Source organism: Coralliovum pocilloporae (assembly GCF_030845175.1).
GTDB lineage: Bacteria > Pseudomonadota > Alphaproteobacteria > Rhizobiales > Cohaesibacteraceae > Coralliovum > Coralliovum pocilloporae.
Genome location: NZ_CP132542.1, coordinates 1,023,904 through 1,043,963, shown reverse-complemented (window position 1 = coordinate 1,043,963; position 20,060 = coordinate 1,023,904). Strand labels below are relative to the sequence as shown.

Sequence of the window (20,060 nt, the reverse complement as noted above, 5' to 3'; positions counted from 1 at the left end):
ATCGCCTGTTCGATGAGAGCTAGAGCATATTCCCGAAAAGTGTGTGCGGTTTTCGGACAAGAATATGCTTACAAACAAGTAGATAGAGCATTATGAGTGACTCTGTTTAAGCTCAAAATGCTCTAGGCGATAAGAATAGGGAAGTCAGGAAGTCTGCCATGTCAGCCGATAGCGGCCAAGTTTTCGAAAAAGCACGTATTCTGTCAGAAGCGCTGCCTTATATGCAGCGATACGAAAGCCAGACCGTTGTGGTGAAGTATGGCGGCCATGCCATGGGTGACCCTGAGCTTGGCAAAGCGTTTGCACGGGATATCGGTGTTCTGAAGCAGGCAGGCGTCAATCCGGTTGTGGTTCATGGTGGCGGCCCGCAGATTGCGGCCATGCTGCAGCGTCTGCAGATCAAGAGCGAGTTTGCCGAAGGCCTGCGGATTACGGACAAGGCCACTGTTGAAGTGGTCGAAATGGTTCTTGCCGGGTCTATCAACAAGCAGATCGTGCAATCCATCACCGCTCAGGGTGGTCGGGCCATCGGCCTCTGCGGCAAGGACGGCAATATGGTGACCGCGCGCAAGCTGACGCGGACGATTGTGGATCCGGATTCCAACATTGAGAAAGTGATCGATCTCGGATTTGTCGGGGAACCCTATCATGTGAACCGCCAGGTTCTTGATACTGTGGCAACCGGTAATCTTATTCCGGTGATCGCGCCGGTCTGTCCGGGTGAAGATGGTCAGACCTACAATGTCAATGCGGATACATTTGCCGGATCAGTGGCGGGTGCTCTGCATGCCAAGCGTCTTCTGTTCCTGACCGATGTGAATGGCGTTCTTGATCAGAATGGCAAGCTCATTGAAGAACTGACGATTGCCGAGGCCCGCGGGCTTATTGCAGATGGCACGATCTCGGGTGGCATGATCCCGAAAGTCGAGACCTGTATTCAGGCTGTTGAGCAGGGTGTTGAGGGTGTTGTTATCCTCAATGGCAAGGTTCCTCACACGGTGCTGCTGGAGCTCTTCACAGAGCATGGTATCGGTACACTGATCAAACGCTGAAAGTGATCCCATGGAGCTGACGTCCTTTCGTGGAGTCGATACCTGGCTGTTCGATCTCGATAACACGCTTTATCCGCGCCATTGCGACCTGTTTGCCCAGGTTGATGTGCGGATTCGTGACTTCGTATCATGTCTGCTGGATATGCCCGCAGACGATGCCCATCGCCTGCAGAAGAGTTATTACAAGGAATACGGCACCACGCTTCGCGGACTGATGATCGAACACGGTATCGAGCCGGATGAATTTCTCGAATATGTGCACGATATCGACCATTCACCCGTCAAGCCTGATCCCGCGCTTGCAAAAGCGATTGAGGCCCTGCCGGGACGGAAATTCATCTTTACCAATGGTACCGTTGCCCATGCGGAGGCGGTGGCTAACCGCCTTGGTGTCACCGATCATTTTGAAGAGATTTTTGATATCGTCTGGGCTGATCTGATCCCGAAGCCGCATCGTGTGGTCTATGACCGCCTTGCGGAAGAAACCGGGCTTGATCCGAAACGGACAGCCATGTTTGAGGATCTGTCCCGGAATCTCGAGGTGCCCCATGACATGGGCATGCGGACTGTGCTGCTTGTGCCAGAGCATACGCGCGAGGTTTTCCATGAGGAGTGGGAAGCTGAAGGTCGCAATGCCCCGCATATTCAGTTCGTTACAGATAATCTTGCGGGCTTCCTGCAGTCTGTACTGGCTGAGCTGTAAAGAGGCTGTTTGCCCGTTCCCGGGAATGATGACTGGGGATGACGAGGCGGTTATCAAAGATATTTACGAAAAGTTCAGAATTTATTCTTTCGGACTCTTTAGCGCGATTCCCGAACAGTGTAACTTAAAGTGATTCGCAGCCAGGCGCAGAGGCAACGCCCGGACTGCAGCGCGGCAAAGATGTTTACAATGAGGGTGGTGTAATGCCTGGATGCGGCCGGGTTAACGGGGGGAGTCTAACACGGACCAGGTCCTTGCTTTTGGCATCTGTTTTTACCGGATTGTCGTCCAAAACTGCTCTGGCGCAAACGGCGCTGGATGCGGGAGCTAGTACAGGGATGATCTCTGGTATTCTTGGTGCTGTAGCGCTTGGCGGAGCCGCTGCAGTTGCGACCTGGGCGCTTGCCCAGAAGCGCAAGCTAGCGGCTGAAGACGCTGATCGTCGCGGGCAGATGGGACGGCTTCAGGCCGAGCTCGATCGGGTGGAAGCCCTGATTGAGGCCGGGGATGAAGTCATTGTCCAGTGGTCCGGAGACGGCATGCCAAAAGTGTCGGGCCGGTTGTCACTGATCGATACCGCTCCCTCCGACGTCACCGCCTTCCTTTCATTCGGGTCCTGGCTTACGGCAGAATCAGCGACTGAACTTGATCGGGCCGTTGCCAATCTTCGGTCCCGTGGGGAAGTGTTCTCCCTGTCGATTGCGACCAAGGGCAATATTTTTGTTGAGGCGATTGGCCGGACCATCGGGACCCGCGCCTTTGTCCGAATCCGAAATCTGGCTGGCGAACGGCTTGAGCATGCTGAATTGCGTGAGCGCTATGGCCGCCTGGTGCGCGATGTGGATGTCGTCAGAGCTCTTCTTCATACCATGCCGCAACCTGTCTGGATGCGCGGTGCAGACGGCAAGCTGACCTGGGTGAACCAGGCTTATGCGGATGCGGTTGATGCGGATAATGAAGCGGATGCTGTCTCGGACAGCATGGAGCTTCTCGACAGCCGCAACCGGGATATCGTCACAGCCGAGCAGCTTAAGACAGAGCTCTATACGGGTCGGCAGCCGGTGATCATTAACGGCAAGCGGCGTGTGGCGGATATTGTTGATGTCTCGTCCGAGATGGGCAGCGCCGGTATTGCTACTGACGTCAGCGCTCTTGAAGAAGCGGAGACGGCTCTGAGACGGGCGCTTGATTTCCACACCAGAACGCTTGATCAGCTGGCAACAGCCGTGGCGATTTTCGGTTCTGACAAGCGTCTCCGGTTCTATAATCAGGCCTTTACCGATCTCTTCGGATTGTCTGCGGCCTTTCTTGAGCAGTCGCCTGAAGACAGCGCGGTTCTCGACCAGTTGCGGGCTCAGCGCAAGCTGCCGGAACAGGCTGACTACAAGAGCTGGAAGCGCGATATTCTGGCATCCTATCAGGCCGTTGAGGCCCGCGAACTCTGGTGGCATTTGCCGGATGGCAAGACCCTCCGTGTGGTTGCCAACCCGCATCCCCAAGGCGGTGTCACCTATATCTATGAGAATGTTACCGAGCAGATTGAGCTGGAAAGCCGCTACAATACTCTGACACGGGTTCAGGGTGAGACGCTTGATCATCTGAGTGAAGCGGTGGCGGTGTTTGGCTCTGATGGTCGCCTGCGCCTGTTCAATCCGGCGTTTCAGAAGCTCTGGGGTGTTGCGAGCAAGGATCTAGAGGCTGAGCCTCATATCCGGGATCTGTCGGGCCTCCTTGATTTTGATGGTCAGGAACAGGATGCGTGGGACGGTATTGCACGGCATGTGACAGGCCTTGCAGATAGTCGTGAGCGCAATCGCGGGCGGATTGAGAACGAGGACGGACGGGTCATCGATTTTGCCACTGTTCCGCTCCCGGATGGCGCCAGCATGCTGACCTTCACCAATGTGACGGCAACTGTGCAGGTCCAGCGCGCTCTGAAAGAGCGTAATGATGCGCTTGAGGAAGCAGACCGGCTGAAAAACACCTTCATTCAGCACATTTCATATGAGTTGCGCTCGCCGCTGACTAATATTATCGGCTTCGCGGAACTTCTGAATGATGTGCGGATTGGCGAGCTGAATGACAAGCAGGGCGAGTATATCGAACACATCATGTCGTCCGGCGCTGCGCTGCTGGCGTTGATCAACGATATTCTTGATCTGGCAACAATTGACGCCGGGATCATGGAACTCAATCTGACCGAGATTGATGTCCGGACGACCCTTGAAGCAGCGATTGAGGGTATTCGCGACCGGCTGCAGGAGGAAGATATCACCATTCAGGCACAGCTGCCGGAAGATGGCGCAAGCTTTGTTGGTGATGAAAAGCGTATTCGCCAGGTTCTGTTTAATCTGCTATCCAATGCCATTGCCCATTCCGACAAGGGTGACCAGATTGAACTGCATTGTGAAATCGGCGGGTCCTTTGTCCGGTTCGCCGTTTGTGACAATGGCAGCGGGATTCCGCAGGACATTCTGGACACGGTCTTTGATCGGTTCATCAGCGGCGATTCAGCCGGTGGTCGCAGAGGAGCGGGCCTCGGCCTGTCAATTGTGAAGAGCTTTGTGGAGCTCCACGGTGGTGAGGTCGAAGTCCAGTCAACGGAGGGCGAAGGCTCCATGGTGTCCTGCTCATTCCCGCTCAGACCGGATCAGTTGGCTCAGGCTGCTGAATAGAGGCGTTGATGGCGCAATCAGTGAGCGTTCTGTGTGAGGATGAGGCGGCAACCGGTCGGTTGGCCGCAGATATCGCGACTATCCTGTCTTCTGGTGATGTGCTGGCACTTCATGGTGATCTGGGGGTCGGAAAGAGCACGTTTGCGCGAGCTCTGATCCGTGCTCTGGCCCATGATGAGGCTCTGGAAGTTCCAAGTCCGACCTTCACACTGGTCCAGGATTATGATCTGGCGCGTTGCCCTGTCAGCCACTTCGACCTCTATCGGCTCGGCAGCCCGGATGAGCTGGAAGAGATCGGTTTCTTTGATGCCATCCATCATGCCGCATTGCTGATTGAATGGCCATCAAAGGCTGGGGATGACCTGCCTTCAGATCGTCTTGATGTGACGATCGAGCCTGAAGGGCGAACGGTTCGCCGATTCGTCTTTGCGGGCGACGATGCCTGGCTGCGTCGCATTGAGCGCACGCTCCTTATTCGGACTTTCCTTGATCAAAAGGGCTTCGCGGCGGCCCGACGTCAGGCTATTCAGGGTGATGCATCCACAAGAGCCTATGAACGTCTTGTGGATGAGCAGGGGGACGCGCACATTCTGATGAATGCCCCGAAGCAGCCCGACGGGCCGCCCATCCGGAATGGTCTTCCCTATAGCCGGATTGCGTGTCTGGCTGAGGATGTTCGACCGTTTCTGGCCATTGGACAAAGTCTCTTTGACCGTCATCTCAGTACACCGGAAATTCGGGCCTCGTCTGCTGAGGATGGTCTGATTGTCCTTGAGGATCTCGGGGTCGGGTCGGTGGTCGATGAGACCGGGACAATTGCTGACCGTTATCAGGCTGCGATTGAGGTGCTGGCCGAGATGCATAGTCAGTCCTGGCCTGAGAATGTCCACCTGCCTGATGGTCTTCAACATCATGTCCCGGCCTATGGGCTTGAGGCTATGATGATAGAGGTTGACCTGCTGCTTGACTGGTATGTGCCGTATGTCAGTGGTGCCCGCCTGTCTGATGACGCTGAAGCAGCGTTTAAGTCCCTCTGGACGGAGTTGCTTAAACCGGAAGCCGCAAGGCAGGAGACATGGTGTCTGCGGGATTTTCATTCGCCCAATCTCATCTGGCTGCCAGACCGCCAGGGTACCAGACGGGTTGGTCTGATTGACTTTCAGGACGCGGTAAGGGGGCCGGCATCCTATGATGTGGCAAGCCTGACGCGAGATGCGCGGGTTACGGTTTCCGAGGGCATGGATCGCGATCTTCTGACAAGGTATTGTGTGCTGAGAGCGACGGCTGATGCTAGCTTCGACGAGGCGGATTTCTGCCGGTCACATGCGATCATGTCAGCCCAGCGGAATACAAAGATTCTCGGTATTTTTGCGCGCCTTCATATGAGAGATAGCAAGTCAGGATATCTGCGTCACCTGCCCCGCATTCACGACTATCTGCACCGCTCCTTTGCTCATGAGGCTTTGCAGCCGCTGGCGAGCTGGTTCGAGCAATTTGCATCCGGGGAGGCGGGGCAATGACCCGACCTGTCACGGATGGGATTGTTCTGTCGGCTGGTTTTGGCAAACGTATGCGTCCCATAACGGACAGCATTCCCAAACCGCTGGTTCCGGTTTCCGGCAAACCCCTGATTGACTACGCCTTCGATGCTCTCGCCCGTGTCCCGATAAGCCATGCGGTGGTGAATGTGCATTATCTGCCGGATCAGATTGAGGCCCATGTGCGCAATCGCCATGAGCCAGCGGTCACCGTATCTGACGAGCGTGACAGCATTCTGGAAACCGGTGGCGGCATTGTTCGCGCCTTGCCGCTTCTCAGTGGTGAGGCATTCTTTGCTTTGAATGCGGATACGTTCTGGCTGGATGGAGATGAACCCAACCTCTCGAAAATGACTGAGGCGTGGGATGAAGGCAGGATGGATGCGCTGCTTCTTCTTGCGCCTTTGGACAGGGCTGTCGGTTATGCAGGTGAGGGGGATTTCCAGAAAACGGCTTCAGGTCACCTTGCCCGTTTCGGGAAAGGTGAGGGGCAGGGCTATGCCTTTGCCGGTGCCGCGCTTTATCACAGACGTCTTTTTGACCATGCGCCAGATGGTGCCTTCTCCATGAATGTACTCTTCGATCATGCCCTTTCCGAAGGGCGACTGTTTGGTGTGGTGATGGATGGGGTCTGGCTGCATGTGGGGACACCGGATGCGATCCCTGCCGCTGAACGGGTGATTGCAGATCAGCGTTGCGGTTCATAAACTGGTCCGATGAATTCGGTTGTTATCAGATCCTGATTGGAGTGCGGGCATGACTGTTTCGCCGACGTCTGCACTGTTTTCTATCCCGCCGAGTGCGCCGTTCTTTGAAACCTTTGTGGATGCACTGCTGGCTGGTCAGATCCGACCCGTATCCAGGCCTTCTGAGGATCCGTTTGCCCTTGCCGATGTCACGGTGCTTGTGCCGACACGGCGAGCGGTTCGCGGGCTTGAAGATGTTTTCCTGGACCGGCTGGGCGGGAAGGCAGCCATTCTGCCGCGTATCGAGCTTCTGGGCGTTTCTGATGAGGATGAGCTGACCCTTTCGGCAGATTTCCCGATTGATGCGCTTTTATCTGAGACATCAGCCCCGCCCATCAGTTCTCTTAAGCGGCAAATGGCCATGACCCGCCTGGTTTATGGCTGGGCTCAAAGCCTGGCCCAACGGGTACTGCCCGCTGACCAGCTGCGCCAGATTGCCATTCCATCAAGCCCGGCGGACGCGGCCTGGCTTGCCGGTGACCTCCTCTCGCTGATGGATCAGGTCGCCAATGAAGGAGGAGACTGGGAAGGGCTCCAGTCACTCGTTCCGGCTGACTATGCCGGGTATTGGGAACTGACCCTCACATTCCTGCGGATTGTCACAGAGCAGTGGCCTCTGTTCCTCAGTGAAAGCGGAGTGTCAGATACGGCCGAGTTCAGAAATGCCCAGTTGCGTCTGGCGGCTGAACGCTACGATATCGCACAGCCGTCATCTCCGGTTATTGTTCTGGGGGCAACCTCAACCGCACGAGCTGCCATTGACCTGATGCGAACCATTTGCGCTCTGCCCCAGGGCGCTCTGGTCTTGCCTGGTCTTGATTTCCAGATGAGCTCCGAGGGGTGGGCTTCGTTGGGTGATGGAGGCATCCATCCCTATCAGGTCGGCCATCCGCAAACTGCTCTGAAGCGGATACTGGATGGTCTTGGAGCGTATCGTGAGGATGTCCGGTCGCTTGAGCCTGCGCGGGGCATCCTGCATCCGGCCCGGGACCGTCTCATTTCCGAAGTGATGCGGCCATCGGCTGAAACGGCTGGCTGGATACACAGCCGTCAGCAGATGGGTGATGTGCAGATTACAGACGCCCTCAACGCGGTGACGCTGCTTGAGGCCAATAACAGCCGTGAGGAAGCGCTGGCCATTGCCCTGAAGCTTCGGCAGGTCATTGAAGAGAATGACAGTGCTACCGCAGCTCTTGTGACACCGGACAGGCTGCTGGCTCGCCGGGTTGCCGGGGAACTGCTTCGCTGGAAAATCCCGGTAGATGATTCAGCCGGTCGGCCTCTGGCGCAGACCCCGCCGGGCATTCTTTCAAGGCTTGTGATTGATCTGGTGCATCAGGGAACCGAACCGAAGCTTGTTCTCGCGGTTTTGCGTCATCCGCTGGTCGCCCTTGGTCTGGATCGTCGTCTTGTGCGTCGTGCGGCGCGCCTTGTGGAGCTGGCACTGCTGCGCGGCCCGCGTGTTACGCCGGGGCTTGAAGCCCTGATCCATGCCTTTCGGGCCAGACGGGAGGCTGTTTCTCAAAAATCTGTCAGGGTTCCCGATCAGGTGATTCGGGCGTCTGATGAGGATTGGGATCGTGCGCATGACTGTCTGATGCGGCTTGCGGATATCTTTGCGCCCCTTGAAAATCTCCTTGATCAGGGTGAGGTCGTCCCGTTCCATGACCTTCTGCAGTGCCAGCGACAGGTGCTGGAAGGATTGTGCCTGGATGAAGCAGGGACGACCGGAGAGCTTTATGAAGGGGACGCCGGGGACATGTTCCGGGCATTCCTTGATGAATGCGAAGATGCCCAGGATGTTGCCCTGACGGTTGCCGGTCATGACTACCATCCCCTGTTCGATGCTTTCATGGCGCGCTATTCGGTGCGGTCGCGGCTTCCCGGTCATCCTCGCGTGCACATCTGGGGTTCGCTTGAAGCCCGGCTTCAAACGGTCAGCTGCATAGTCCTTGGTGGTCTCAACGAGGGTGTCTGGCCCGGCGAGACCCGGTCTGATCCATGGCTGTCGCGCCCGATGAAACGGGATATGACACTTGACCCACCAGAGCGTCGGGTCGGGCTTGCTGCGCATGATTTCATTATGGCATCCGGAATGCAGGAGGTCGTTTACACCCGCGCGCTCCGGACTGATGGAGCGCCTTCTGTTGCTTCTCGCTGGCTGCAGCGTCTGGAAGCCTTCGCCGGTTCGCCCAGAATGGCTGTGTGTCGCGCGCGAGGGGCGGAAATTCTGGATTGGGCCAGACGACTTGATGAACCGGACCAGGTGCGTCCGATTGAGCGCCCGGCACCGTGCCCGCCGGTTGATGATCGCCCCGATAGCCTGTCCATCACTGAAATTGAAACCCTGATCCGCGATCCTTATGCGATCTATGCCAGGCATGTTCTCAATCTGAAGCCCATAAGGCCGATTGGTGAACTGCCCGGTGCTGCCGAAAAAGGAACAATCATACACGAGGCGCTTGCCGACTTTGCAGCGAGCTGGGATGGCCCTTTGACAGAAGCCGCACTTACCCATTTGCTTGATTGTGGAGAAGCGGCCTTTGAAACGGTTTCAGATTTCCCGGAAGTTTGCGCGTTCTGGTGGCCGCGCTTTGAACGGGTCGCCCGATGGGTTGTTGAGGATTGGGAAGTGTCCCGTGTGCTTGACCTGGATCGTCGTCATGCGGAGATCCCGGGCCGTTTGTCGTTCGATGCGATGGAACCGCCCTTTGTTCTGCATGGCCGAGCGGATCGGGTTGATGAAAAACTCGATGGCACTGTTTCAGTCGTTGATTTCAAGACCGGGCAACCGAGTACGGCGCGGCAGGTGGAATCCATGCTGGCTCCGCAATTGCCTCTGGAAGCGCTGATTGCCATGCGAGGCGGTTTCAAGGGACTTGGGCCCAGGCAACCATCAGAGATAGCCTATGTCAGACTGTCTGGCGGCATGCCAGCCGGAGAGGTCAAGCCAGCGAACAAGGAAAAGACGCCCGAGCAGCTGGCGCTCGAAGCAGAACAACGACTGCTGCGCCTGATTGCTCATTTCCGGCAGGTGACGACGCCTTACCTGTCCCGCGCACGTGTGGAACGGGAAAACCGGTTTGCCGGAGATTATGATCACCTGGCACGGGTGAAGGAATGGATGGTGGCAGGGGAGCAGATTGATGACTGAGGCTCTACCTGCTCTGACGATCCCTGCCGAGACAATTGCGGCCCAGCGCAAGGCCTGTGACCCGGAATCCTCTGCCTGGGTGTCAGCCAATGCCGGATCGGGCAAGACGTTCGTTCTCTCGCGGCGGGTCATTCGTCTGTTGCTGTCAGGCTCGGACCCTTCCCGGCTTTTGTGCCTGACCTTTACCAAAGCTGCGGCTGCAGAAATGAAGACACGGGTCTTTGATGAGCTTGCGGACTGGACTGGCCTCTCGGATATGGAGCTGGACAAGCGACTGGAAGACCTTGTCGGTCGTAGGCCGAAGGCGGGCGAACGGGATGAGGCGCGGCAGTTGTTTGCCCGCGCACTTGAGACGCCGGGCGGGCTGAAAGTGCAGACCATCCACGCGTTCTGTCAGGCTCTCCTTCAGCAGTTTCCGTTCGAGGCCAATGTAGCAGGGCATTTCTCGGTTGTTGATGACGCCGAGCAATCGGAAATGCTTGCAGAGGCGCTCAATTCCGTTCTGGTGGAAGCGGCCGCTGATCCGGCTGCGGTTCTGGGCAGGGCTCTTGTTGATGCCGTGGCTGCAGCGTCTGACGATGCGGCTCGTGATGCTGTCTCAGACATGATCGGGCGGCGGGATGTGCTTCGGCGCTGGCTTGAAACGGTTGGATCCGTGCCTGAAGCCATGGCAGAGCTGGCTCGATCACTCGACCTGCCGGAAGGTTTGTCTCTGCCGCAGGTTCTGACATCGGGTTGCCATTCTCCGACGCTTCCAAACCGGTTTGTTGATGACCTTCTGATCCTGTTGCGGCAGGGGAGTTCGATTGATCAGAGTCTCGCAGACCGATTTGAAGCGGCGTTGAACGCGTCTGATGATGAAGCGCGGCTGATGGCCTGGGTTCAGGTGTTTTTTACCGGCAAGCCAGGGGATGAGAAGCCCCGCGCCTGGTCCCGCTTTTGCACAAAAGCGGTGAAGGCCACCTATCCGGAATTTGAGGACAAGGTTCTTCAGGAACAGGACCGCCTTCTGGCCGTTCTGGATCAGTATCGTCTGTTGAAGGCGCTGGAAGCCACAGAAGCAATTGTTCGGCTGAGTGACGCGGTTATTGCTCGCTATGAGCGGATGAAGAACAATCGCGGACTGCTGGATTATGATGATCTGATCCTGAAGACAATGCGTCTCCTTTCAGATACGGAAGCAGCTCGCTGGGTTCAGTACAAAATGGATCAGGGGCTGGATCATATTCTGGTTGATGAGGCGCAGGATACCAGCCCGAACCAGTGGCAGGTTATCCGTGCTCTGGCTGATGATTTCTTTGACGGGGACAGTGCACGCCCTGTTGAGAGAACCCTGTTTGCCGTGGGTGATGAGAAGCAGTCGATTTATTCATTTCAGGGGGCTGCACCTGAAGAGTTTGCCCGTATGGAAAAGGCGTTTTCTGGGCGAGCGCGTGCAGTGGAAAAGACCTGGCATTCCCTGAAGCTGAACCTGTCCTTCCGTTCTACGCCGGATGTGCTTGGGGCCGTTGATCAGGTGTTCCGGTCACCGGATGCCCATCGGGGATTGTCTCTTGAACCAGAACCACCCGTACACGAGGCCGTACGGCGGAATGATCCGGGCTTGGTCGAGATCTGGCCACCCACACTGACGGATCACCTCGAGGCCGATACGGATTGGACTGTGCCGGTGGACCATGTGGGGGCTCAGACCGGGCTTTCCCGGCTGGCGAACAGGATTGCCGATACGATTCAGCGCTGGCTTCAGGATGGAGAGCGTCTTGAAGGAACAGGCGAACGGATCAGTGCTGGTGATATCCTTGTGCTGGTGCGGAAACGTGGTGCTTTCATTGATGCGCTCAATCGGGCTCTGAAGGATCGCAGCATTCCCATTGCCGGAGCGGACCGGTTGTCTCTGTCGGATCACATCGTGGTTGAGGATCTGCTGGCTCTTGGCGATGTGATGCTGTTGCCGGAGGATGACCTGTCTCTCGCTGTGGTTCTGAAATCACCGCTTGTGGGATATTCCGAAGATGAACTCTATGATCTGGCCGCCCACAGGAAAGGAACCCTGTGGGGTGAGCTTGGCCGCCGGGCACGGACGGAGAAGGGTAGCTGTCACGAAAGAGCCTTCAGGCAACTCAATCTCTGGCGTGAACGGACAGACTTTGACCGGCCTTTTGAATTCTATGCCCGTGTTCTCGGTGAGGGCGGAGGTCGTAAGTCCATCCTTGGCCAGCTTGGTGCAGAGGCGGAGGATGTTCTGGACGAATTCCTCAACTTGGCCCTGTCATTTGAATCGAAAGGTATCCCGTCGCTGCAGGGCTTTCTCACACTGATGCGCAAGAGTGGCACGGATATCAAAAGAGAGCTGGATCAGGGTCGGGATGAAATCCGGGTCATGACCGTTCATGGTGCCAAGGGCCTTGAGGCACCGGTGGTGTTTCTCGTCGACAGCGGTTCGGCCCCGGTTAGTGCGGCTCATGATCCGTCTCTGCTTCAGCCTAAAGAGGATTATCCCAGGCTCCTTTGGGCTCCGCGCAAGGCTATCCGCCCTTCTGCCTTTGCAGACCGTCTTCAGATGTTGCGCGGCAAACAGGAAGAGGAATATAGGCGATTGCTTTATGTGGCGATGACGCGGGCACGTGATCGTCTTCTGGTGACGGCCTATGGCAATCAGAAAGAACCGCATGATCAAAGCTGGTACGCGCTCATCAAGGCGGGGCTTTCAGCATCCTCGAACCTTCTGCAGAGGCCAGAAGGGGAAAGCCTGTTGTGGAGGGACAGCGTTCAGCCGTCCCGAGAGCATAAACCGGATGCGGCGGAACAGGCCGCGCGCGCTGCTCCATCGCTGCCAGCCTGGCTGGCCCACGCAGCGAGGCCCGAAAGCAAACCACCGCGCCCGCTTGCAGCGTCCGCTCTTGATGATGCGGATTTCACTGATGGTGTCGCAGCGCTGGCGCAGGCATCGGGGTTGTCGGGGGCAGAACGCGGGACTCTTCTTCACAAGCTTCTGGAATTTCTCCCGGATGTGGTGGAAGACGAACGGCGCGTACGAGCGTTTGCCTATCTATCAGGGCATCCCGGTATATCCCGGGCAGAAGCAGAGCAACTTGCAGATCACGTTTGTGTGATGCTTTCCTCCCCCCAGCTTACCCCGTTCTTTTCAGCAGATGCCCGCTCAGAGGTGCCGATTGTCGGCGTGCTTGAGCGGGAAGGGAAGCCGGTGCGGATTGCAGGACGGATAGACAGGCTGGTGAAACAGGGGGCTGAGCTGTTTATCCTTGACTACAAGACCAACAGAAAGCCGCCTGTTACAGCGGAAAATGTGCCGCTTTCCTATCTGGCGCAGATGTCTGCCTATGTGCAGCTGCTGGGAGCTGCCTATCCCGATCTTTCAGTCAGAGGGTTCCTCTACTGGACAGAGACAGCCCGTCTGATGGAGCTGCCAGAGGGTCAGATGAACGCTGCCTGGGCGGATTGGTCGACGGACGCATCGACACGCCTTGACGGGCCTGAGGCGGCTACCTACCTTTCAGCAGACAACGCACCTGATTCCGGTGCATAGAGATTGAACTTTCAGGCGCTGAAACAGTTTCAGCTGACCTGTGAAATCAAGTGGATCGCTCTGATTGGCGATCCCGGGCAAAGAAAGTGGGTACAATGGCGACCATTAATGTAACCGATGCTTCCTTCCAGGAAGATGTTCTGAATTCATCCGAGCCGGTAGTGGTAGACTTCTGGGCACCATGGTGCGGCCCGTGCAAGGCTCTGTCTCCGCTGCTCGAAGATGCTGCAGCTGACCTCGGTGGCAAGGTCAAAGTGGCCAAGGTCAATGTGGACGAGAACCAGGCTGTTGCGGCCAATTATGGCGTTCGTTCCATCCCGATGCTGCTGATCTTCAAGGATGGGGAGCCAGCTGCCATGAAGATTGGTGTTGGTGGCCTCAACTCCAAAAACGATGTGGTCAACTGGATCAATGGCGAAGTCTGATCACTGACCGACAGATATGCAAAAAGCCCGGACATGCGTTCCGGGCTTTTTTGTTTCAGAGTTGTTTTCAGGATCAGGCAGGCAGGGTGCCGTTCTGTTCGAGCACTTCGCCGGCAAGATAGAGAGAGCCGCAGAACAGAATACGGGCCGGGCCATCGCCGATTTCTTTCAGGGCGAGGTCAAAGGCTTCTGACAGAGATGATGTTTCAAGTCCGTTCAGCCCGGCTTCTGTAACAAAGGCGATCAGGTCTACAGGGGGAATGCCTGCATCCGACATGGTGACAGGAACCGCTATCACTGTCCGGGCCAGACCGGTGAACGGTTTGAAGTACCCGACAGGCTCCTTGGTGTTGATCATGCCCGCGATCATGTAAAGCGGCTTTGGAGACCGCTCTTCCAGATCCGCAAGAGCCTGCGCGATGACAATGCCTGCGCCAGGATTGTGACCGCCATCAACCCAGATTTCTACATCTGATCCGGCCTGTTCGACAAAATGGCCCTCCGTCAGGCGTTGCATCCGTGCGGGCCAGGTTGTTGACAGGAGCCCGCGCTCAATAACATCTGCATCGGGCAGGTAGTGCGCTGCGCGCAGTGCGGCGATGGCAGTGCCAGCATTCCAGATCTGATGATGGCCGGGAAGCCTCGGCATGGGCAAATCCATCAGCCCGTGCGTATCCTGATAGATCATCCGGCCGTTTTCCTCATAGACCTGCCAGTCCTGATTGGCGATGGACAGAGGTGCCGAGAGGCTTGCGGCGATGGTTTCTATGGTGTCGCGGACTTCATCGGTCTGTGGAGCCAGAATGCCGGGACGCTCGGATTTGAGAATACCGGCCTTCTCTTTTGCAATGCCTGTAATGGATGACCCGAGGAACCCTTCATGGTCGACTGAAACCGGTGTGATGACAGAGACCAGAGGTTCATCAATCACATTGGTTGCGTCCAGACGACCGCCAAGGCCGACTTCCATGATCAGGACATCAGCTGGGTGATCAGCAAAGAGCTTCAGCGCGGCGGCTGTGGTGATTTCGAACAGGGTAATGGGTTCACCGCTGTTGGCGGCTTCACAATCCAGCAGGGCCTGAACCAGAATGTCTTCGTCCACAAAGTGGCCACCGCCCGGTTTGCCCAGTCGTATGCGCTCATGAAAGCGAACGAGATGGGGGGACGTGTAGACATGAACAGCGAGGCCGGATGCTTCCAGAATGGACCGCATGAAGGCGCCGGTTGAGCCCTTGCCGTTTGTCCCTGCCACATGCAGAACCGGTGGCAGACGTTTCTCCGGATGACCAATGGCTTCCAGAAGCCGTTCCATCCGGCCCAGAGAGAGATCAATCGCGCGTGGGTGGAGCTTGATCAGGCGATCAAGGATTGCTGTGGAATCCGCCATGGAGCCCAGCCTTTTCTAAGGGAACGGCCGAAAGGCCGGAGACTGTCCTGCCCCTGGACCATGAGACGCCTCACTCTAAGGGATCGCATGTATCCAGGTGTTCTCAAACTACAGAATCATGCTGAGCCGGGTTCGGCTCAGCTTTGCGTGTTTCAGGCCTGTTCGGTCTGGGCCGTGGTTTCTGTCGCCTCGTCTGCTGCGGGCTCATCTGCTGGAACTTCTGCTTCTTCAGGTTCTTCAACAGGGACGACCGCTGTGTCTTCCGGCTGCCATTTCATCAGGATTGAGCAGAGATTTGAGATGGTCTGCTTCAGTTCATGGCGATGAACGACCATGTCGACCATACCGTGATCCTTGAGATACTCGGAGCGCTGGAAACCGGCTGGCAGCTTTTCCCGAATGGTCTGTTCGATCACGCGTGGACCGGCAAAGCCGATGAGTGCGCCAGGTTCTGCCAGATGAATATCGCCCAGCATTGCATAGGATGCAGTGACGCCGCCTGTTGTCGGATTGGTCAGAACCACAATATAAGGCAGGCCGTTTTCACGCAGTTCCTGAACCGCAACTGTTGTGCGCGGCATCTGCATGAGGGACAGGATGCCTTCCTGCATGCGCGCGCCACCAGAAGAGGCAAACAGCACATAAGGGGTTTTCAGCTCAACGGCCTTTTCCATGGACGTGACGAGGCCTTCACCTGCTGCCATGCCCAGGGAGCCGCCCATGAAGTTGAAGTCCTGAACCGCTGCGGTGACCGGCTGGCCAAACACCTTGCCGGTGCCTGCAAGGATAGCATCGTTGCGTCCGGTCTTCGCACGGGCGTCCTTCAGACGATCAGTATATTTCCGCTCGTCACGGAACTTGAGCGGATCAATGGCAACATCAGGTAACTCAATGTCATCCCATGTGGCATCGTCGAACAGATTTTCCAGCCTGCCCCGTGCGGGCACCTTCATATGGTAGCCGGAATTGGGAATGACCCACTGGTTGGCTTCCAGATCGCGATGGAAAACCATCTCACCGGATTCCGGACATTTGATCCAGAGATTGTCCGGGACCTCGCGCTTGGGCAGCAGCGATCTGATTTTCGGTCGAACGACGTTGTTAATCCAGTTCACCGGTTCCGTCCTGTCTGTTAGACGCCAGAGCCAATATGGCGGCGTTCATCTGCTTATTCGGCTGCGGCGGATCGCGCCGAACATACCCCGTCCGCCAGAGACCGAACCAGGTCGCTAACGGCTGAAACTGTCTTTTCCGTGGCATTGCCGTTTGAGTCAAGACTTGTTCTTATCGCTTCCACCAGAGCAGAGCCGACAACAACCCCGTCAGAGGTGCGCCCGAGCTCTCTTGCCTGTTCCGGTGTCTTGACACCAAATCCCACTGCAACAGGCAGATCGGTATGGGACTTGATCCGCGTGACAGCCTCTGAAACCGCGCTGCTGTCCGGTGCGGCAGTGCCTGTTATGCCTTTGATGGAGACATAGTAGACAAAGCCGGAGGTGTTCTGCAAGACACGGGGAAGCCGCTTCCCGTCTGTGGTTGGCGTGGCCAGACGGATGAAATTCAAACCGCGTTTGACTGCCGGAATACAGAGCTCGGTATCAACTTCGGGCGGGAGGTCGACAATGATGAAGCCGTCAACACCAGCGTCTTTGGCATCATCCAGGAATCGCTCTGATCCATAGGAGTAGATCGGATTGTAATACCCCATCAGGACAATGGGGGTTTCATTATCCCTGGTTCTGAACGCCTTAACCATATCGAGTGTTTTTGTCAGGGTCTGTCCCGCATTCAGGGCTCTTTGTGATGACAGCTGAATGGGAATACCTTCGGCCATCGGGTCCGAGAAGGGCATGCCGAGCTCGATAATATCAGCACCTGCCTGCGGCAGAGCGTCAAGAATGGCCTGGCCGACCTCTTCAGATGGATCTCCGGCAGTGATGAATGTGACCAGTGCCGGACGGTTCTCGTCGCGCAATCTGGCGAAACGACGGTCAATGCGTGTGTCTGTCATCTGCCTTATCCTTCAATATCGACGCCGAGCAGTTTGGCGACGGTAAAGACGTCCTTGTCGCCGCGTCCGCAGAGGTTCATGACGATGATCTGGTCCTTCGCCATGGTGGGTGCGATTTCCATGACCTTTGCCAGGGCGTGACTTGGTTCGAGAGCCGGAATAATACCCTCAAGCCGGGTGCAGAGCTGGAAGGCCTCAAGCGCTTCCTGATCGGTTGCCGAAATGTACCGGACCCGGCCCGTTTCTTTCAGCCAGGAATGTTCCGGCCCGATGCCGGGGTAATCAAGACCGGCCGAAATGGAATGGCCTTCGAGGATCTGGCCGTCATCATTCTGCAGCAGATACGTCCGGTTACCGTGAAGAACGCCGGGGCGGCCGCCTGCGAGACTGGCGCAATGTTCGTCGCCCTGAAGGCCCTTGCCTCCGGCTTCCACGCCGATGATCTCCACATCCTCGTCATCAAGGAAAGGGTGGAACAGACCGATGGCGTTTGATCCGCCGCCAATGCAGGCGACGACCGCATCAGGCAGGCGGCCTTCCGCTTCCATCATCTGGGTCCTGACTTCCTTGCCGATAACGGACTGGAAGTCGCGGACCATCATCGGATAGGGGTGCATTCCTGCTGCTGTCCCGATGATGTAGTAGGTACTGTCCACATTGGTGACCCAGTCGCGGATTGCTTCGTTCATGGCATCTTTCAGCGTGCCCGCCCCGGCGGTGACCGGATGGACCTCAGCGCCAAGCAATCGCATGCGGAAGACATTGGGACTTTGCCGCTCCACGTCGGTCTTGCCCATATAGACCTCACAGGGATAACCGAAGCGGGCGCAAACCGTTGCAGATGCCACGCCATGCTGCCCGGCACCGGTTTCTGCAATGATGCGGGTTTTTCCCATGCGCTTTGCAAGCAGGATCTGGCCCAGGCAATTGTTGATCTTGTGGCTGCCGGTGTGGTTGAGCTCGTCCCGCTTGAAATAGACTTTCGCTCCGCCCAGATGCTCGGTCAGGCGTTCTGCGAAATAGAGCGGGCTTGGGCGGCCCGTGTAGTATTTATTGAGCTGGTAGAGTTCGCTCTGAAAGACAGGGTCCTCACGAGCCTCCATCCAGGCCTGTTCCAGATCCAGAATAAGCGGCATGAGCGTTTCCGGGACGAAACGTCCGCCGAATATGCCAAAGAAACCCTCTTCATCCGGACCGGTTCTGAGGGAATTCGCGCGCTGGTTTTCTGTCTGTGCCATGGAACAGCTCCTTGAGGATCAGGCCTGAACGGCCTCGCGTGCATGTCTGATAAACTGATAAATGAGATCCGGGTCCTTGATGCCCTTTTCCCGTTCTATGCCAGAGGAAACATCCACACCGCCCGGATGGGTCATCCGGATGGCGTCAGCCACATTGTCAACAGTCAGCCCGCCGGACAGCATGAAAGGCGTTTCCTCAGAAAGGCGTTCGATCAGTCGCCAGTCAAAGGCGAGACCATTCCCGCCTGGAAGATCGGCATCTTTCGGTGGCTTTGCATCAATGAGTAGCCTGTCGGCTACTCCCTGATAGGATGTGATCACGTCAAGGTCTCCGGCGTTTGCCACCCCGATGGCTTTCATGACCGGACGGCCGAATTTCTCCTTCACCTCCCGGACGCGTTCAGGCGTTTCCGAACCATGCAGCTGCAGCAGATCCGGTTTCAATATGCTGACGATGGCTTCAAGTCCGGCATCATCCATATTGACGCTGAGCGACACGATGGCTGTTCTGTTACGAGCGGGTTTTGCCAGTTCAGCAGCGCGGTCAGCTGTGACGGCACGGGGGGATTTGGGAAAGAAGACAAATCCGATCATATCGGCGCCTGCGTCAAGAGCCGCGTCAACTGTCTCCGGGGTGCTCAGTCCGCACGTTTTGATGTCTAGGGTCATGGGATCACTCTATCCGTGTAAGGCTATGGCTTGGGCAGACGATTTGATGATGAACACAGGATCGCATTCTCATGCATAGAGATGCATGCAGCAATCGGTTCAATAGGGCAGAAGGGAAACCTGAATAATCAGGCTGCAGTTCTGTTCTGAGGCGCGGGAAGGGCTGACAGGCTGGTGTCAGCTGTTGTGCGCGCGCGCTCCTGCTCATCCTTGAGCTGCCCGGCACGTCTACGCCATCGTGCGGCTTCGTACTGGGTGTCACGGGCTGCCTTGCGCCACTTGCCCTGCTTCATCCAGGCGCCAATGCCACCTGCAAGAACACCAAGTGCGAAACAGGCAACAATGATGATGAACAGCGGTAAAGTCAGGGTGAAGGCCGGTGCGTCGGATGAAAACGGGTCAAATGTCAGCGTCACCGGTGCTCTGTTGATCACCAGAAAAATCACCGTCACAATGGTGATTGGAATAAGGATCAGCAATTTGAACAGGCGAACCACGCTTGTCTCCCGCGACGCATATAAACAACGCTATTCAATCATCTCGGCGATGATTTGCCAAGCTGAGAAACGACTGGATAAGGATTATTTGAAAGACGCTCAGCCGTCGTTAAGGCGCTCGCGCATTTCCTTGCCGGTCTTGAAGAACGGCACATGTTTCTCATCCACGGATACGGTTTCACCGGTCCGTGGATTGCGGCCGACGCGGGCCGGGCGGTTCTTGACGGAAAACGCACCGAAGCCGCGCAATTCGACCCGATCTCCGCGCGCCATCGCGTCAATGACCTCATCCAGAATAGCGTTGACGATATTCTCGACGTCCCTCTGATAAAGATGCGGATTTTGTTCTGCAATCCTTTGAACCAGCTCGGACTTGATCATAACGCGCTTCCTCTGAGATGAACGTAGTGGATGT

General features: G+C 56.7%; 15 protein-coding genes. 8 read left to right on the top strand and 7 right to left on the bottom strand.

The window, feature by feature from the left end; all coding sequences use genetic code 11:
- Positions 1-158 precede the first annotated feature (158 nt).
- From argB to trxA, 8 genes are all read left to right on the top strand, one after another.
- Entirely contained in the window at positions 159-1,052 is an 894-nt protein-coding gene (argB, locus tag RA157_RS04850) for an acetylglutamate kinase (protein ID WP_350335349.1), read from the top strand.
- Positions 1,053-1,062: 10 nt separating this feature from the next.
- Entirely contained in the window at positions 1,063-1,755 is a 693-nt protein-coding gene (locus RA157_RS04845) for a pyrimidine 5'-nucleotidase (RefSeq protein ID WP_350335348.1), read from the top strand.
- Between the two features lie 254 nt (positions 1,756-2,009).
- Entirely contained in the window at positions 2,010-4,430 is a 2,421-nt protein-coding gene (locus RA157_RS04840; protein ID WP_350335347.1) for a PAS domain-containing sensor histidine kinase, read from the top strand.
- An 8-nt stretch (positions 4,431-4,438) separates the two neighbouring features.
- Entirely contained in the window at positions 4,439-5,950 is a 1,512-nt protein-coding gene (gene tsaE, locus RA157_RS04835) for a tRNA (adenosine(37)-N6)-threonylcarbamoyltransferase complex ATPase subunit type 1 TsaE (RefSeq protein WP_350335346.1), read from the top strand.
- On the top strand, positions 5,947-6,675 hold the full coding sequence (locus RA157_RS04830; RefSeq protein WP_350335345.1) for a nucleotidyltransferase family protein: 729 nt from the start codon (positions 5,947-5,949) through the stop codon (positions 6,673-6,675). Before tsaE ends, RA157_RS04830 begins: the two co-directional genes overlap by 4 nt.
- A gap of 49 nt (positions 6,676-6,724) precedes the next feature.
- Positions 6,725-9,868: a double-strand break repair protein AddB gene (gene addB, locus RA157_RS04825; RefSeq protein WP_350335344.1), complete on the top strand. Its 3,144-nt coding sequence runs from the start codon at positions 6,725-6,727 to the stop codon at positions 9,866-9,868.
- A complete protein-coding gene (gene addA, locus RA157_RS04820; protein WP_350335343.1) occupies positions 9,861-13,415 on the top strand; it encodes a double-strand break repair helicase AddA in 3,555 nt (1,184 codons plus the stop codon). The genes addB and addA overlap by 8 nt, the downstream gene beginning before the upstream one ends.
- Positions 13,416-13,510: 95 nt before the next feature.
- Positions 13,511-13,840, top strand: a complete 330-nt coding sequence (gene trxA, locus RA157_RS04815; protein WP_350335342.1) for a thioredoxin — start codon at positions 13,511-13,513, stop codon at positions 13,838-13,840.
- Positions 13,841-13,913: 73 nt separating this feature from the next.
- On the opposite strand, the gene RA157_RS04810 is transcribed toward trxA, so the two are convergent.
- From RA157_RS04810 to ihfB, 7 genes are all read right to left on the bottom strand, one after another.
- On the bottom strand, positions 13,914-15,230 hold the full coding sequence (locus RA157_RS04810; protein ID WP_350335341.1) for a bifunctional folylpolyglutamate synthase/dihydrofolate synthase: 1,317 nt from the start codon (positions 15,228-15,230) through the stop codon (positions 13,914-13,916).
- Positions 15,231-15,382: 152 nt separating this feature from the next.
- Complete coding sequence (gene accD, locus RA157_RS04805; RefSeq protein WP_350335340.1) at positions 15,383-16,345, bottom strand: acetyl-CoA carboxylase, carboxyltransferase subunit beta; 963 nt, start codon at positions 16,343-16,345, stop codon at positions 15,383-15,385.
- Positions 16,346-16,398: 53 nt separating this feature from the next.
- Positions 16,399-17,241, bottom strand: a complete 843-nt coding sequence (trpA, locus tag RA157_RS04800) for a tryptophan synthase subunit alpha (protein WP_350335339.1) — start codon at positions 17,239-17,241, stop codon at positions 16,399-16,401.
- Between the two features lie 5 nt (positions 17,242-17,246).
- Positions 17,247-18,479, bottom strand: coding sequence for a tryptophan synthase subunit beta (trpB, locus tag RA157_RS04795; RefSeq protein WP_350335338.1), 1,233 nt, complete (start codon positions 18,477-18,479; stop codon positions 17,247-17,249).
- Positions 18,480-18,497: 18 nt separating this feature from the next.
- On the bottom strand, positions 18,498-19,148 hold the full coding sequence (locus tag RA157_RS04790; RefSeq protein ID WP_350335337.1) for a phosphoribosylanthranilate isomerase: 651 nt from the start codon (positions 19,146-19,148) through the stop codon (positions 18,498-18,500).
- A gap of 128 nt (positions 19,149-19,276) precedes the next feature.
- On the bottom strand, positions 19,277-19,645 hold the full coding sequence (locus RA157_RS04785) for a lipopolysaccharide assembly protein LapA domain-containing protein (RefSeq protein WP_350335336.1): 369 nt from the start codon (positions 19,643-19,645) through the stop codon (positions 19,277-19,279).
- A 99-nt stretch (positions 19,646-19,744) separates the two neighbouring features.
- The gene (gene ihfB / locus RA157_RS04780; RefSeq protein ID WP_350335335.1) at positions 19,745-20,026 is read right to left on the bottom strand and encodes an integration host factor subunit beta; all 282 of its coding nucleotides are present in this window, start codon (positions 20,024-20,026) and stop codon (positions 19,745-19,747) included.
- Between the last annotated feature and the right edge of the window lie 34 nt (positions 20,027-20,060).

Coding starts and splice junctions, on each gene's coding strand:
- addA (WP_350335343.1), top strand. CDS start 9,861: ATGACTGAGGCTCTACCTGCTCTGACGATCCCTGCCGAGACAATTGCG.
- addB (WP_350335344.1), top strand. CDS start 6,725: ATGACTGTTTCGCCGACGTCTGCACTGTTTTCTATCCCGCCGAGTGCG.
- tsaE (WP_350335346.1), top strand. CDS start 4,439: ATGGCGCAATCAGTGAGCGTTCTGTGTGAGGATGAGGCGGCAACCGGT.
- RA157_RS04810 (WP_350335341.1), bottom strand. CDS start 15,230: ATGGCGGATTCCACAGCAATCCTTGATCGCCTGATCAAGCTCCACCCA.
- argB (WP_350335349.1), top strand. CDS start 159: ATGTCAGCCGATAGCGGCCAAGTTTTCGAAAAAGCACGTATTCTGTCA.
- trxA (WP_350335342.1), top strand. CDS start 13,511: ATGGCGACCATTAATGTAACCGATGCTTCCTTCCAGGAAGATGTTCTG.
- RA157_RS04790 (WP_350335337.1), bottom strand. CDS start 19,148: ATGACCCTAGACATCAAAACGTGCGGACTGAGCACCCCGGAGACAGTT.
- trpB (WP_350335338.1), bottom strand. CDS start 18,479: ATGGCACAGACAGAAAACCAGCGCGCGAATTCCCTCAGAACCGGTCCG.
- trpA (WP_350335339.1), bottom strand. CDS start 17,241: ATGACAGACACACGCATTGACCGTCGTTTCGCCAGATTGCGCGACGAG.
- RA157_RS04845 (WP_350335348.1), top strand. CDS start 1,063: ATGGAGCTGACGTCCTTTCGTGGAGTCGATACCTGGCTGTTCGATCTC.
- ihfB (WP_350335335.1), bottom strand. CDS start 20,026: ATGATCAAGTCCGAGCTGGTTCAAAGGATTGCAGAACAAAATCCGCAT.
- RA157_RS04830 (WP_350335345.1), top strand. CDS start 5,947: ATGACCCGACCTGTCACGGATGGGATTGTTCTGTCGGCTGGTTTTGGC.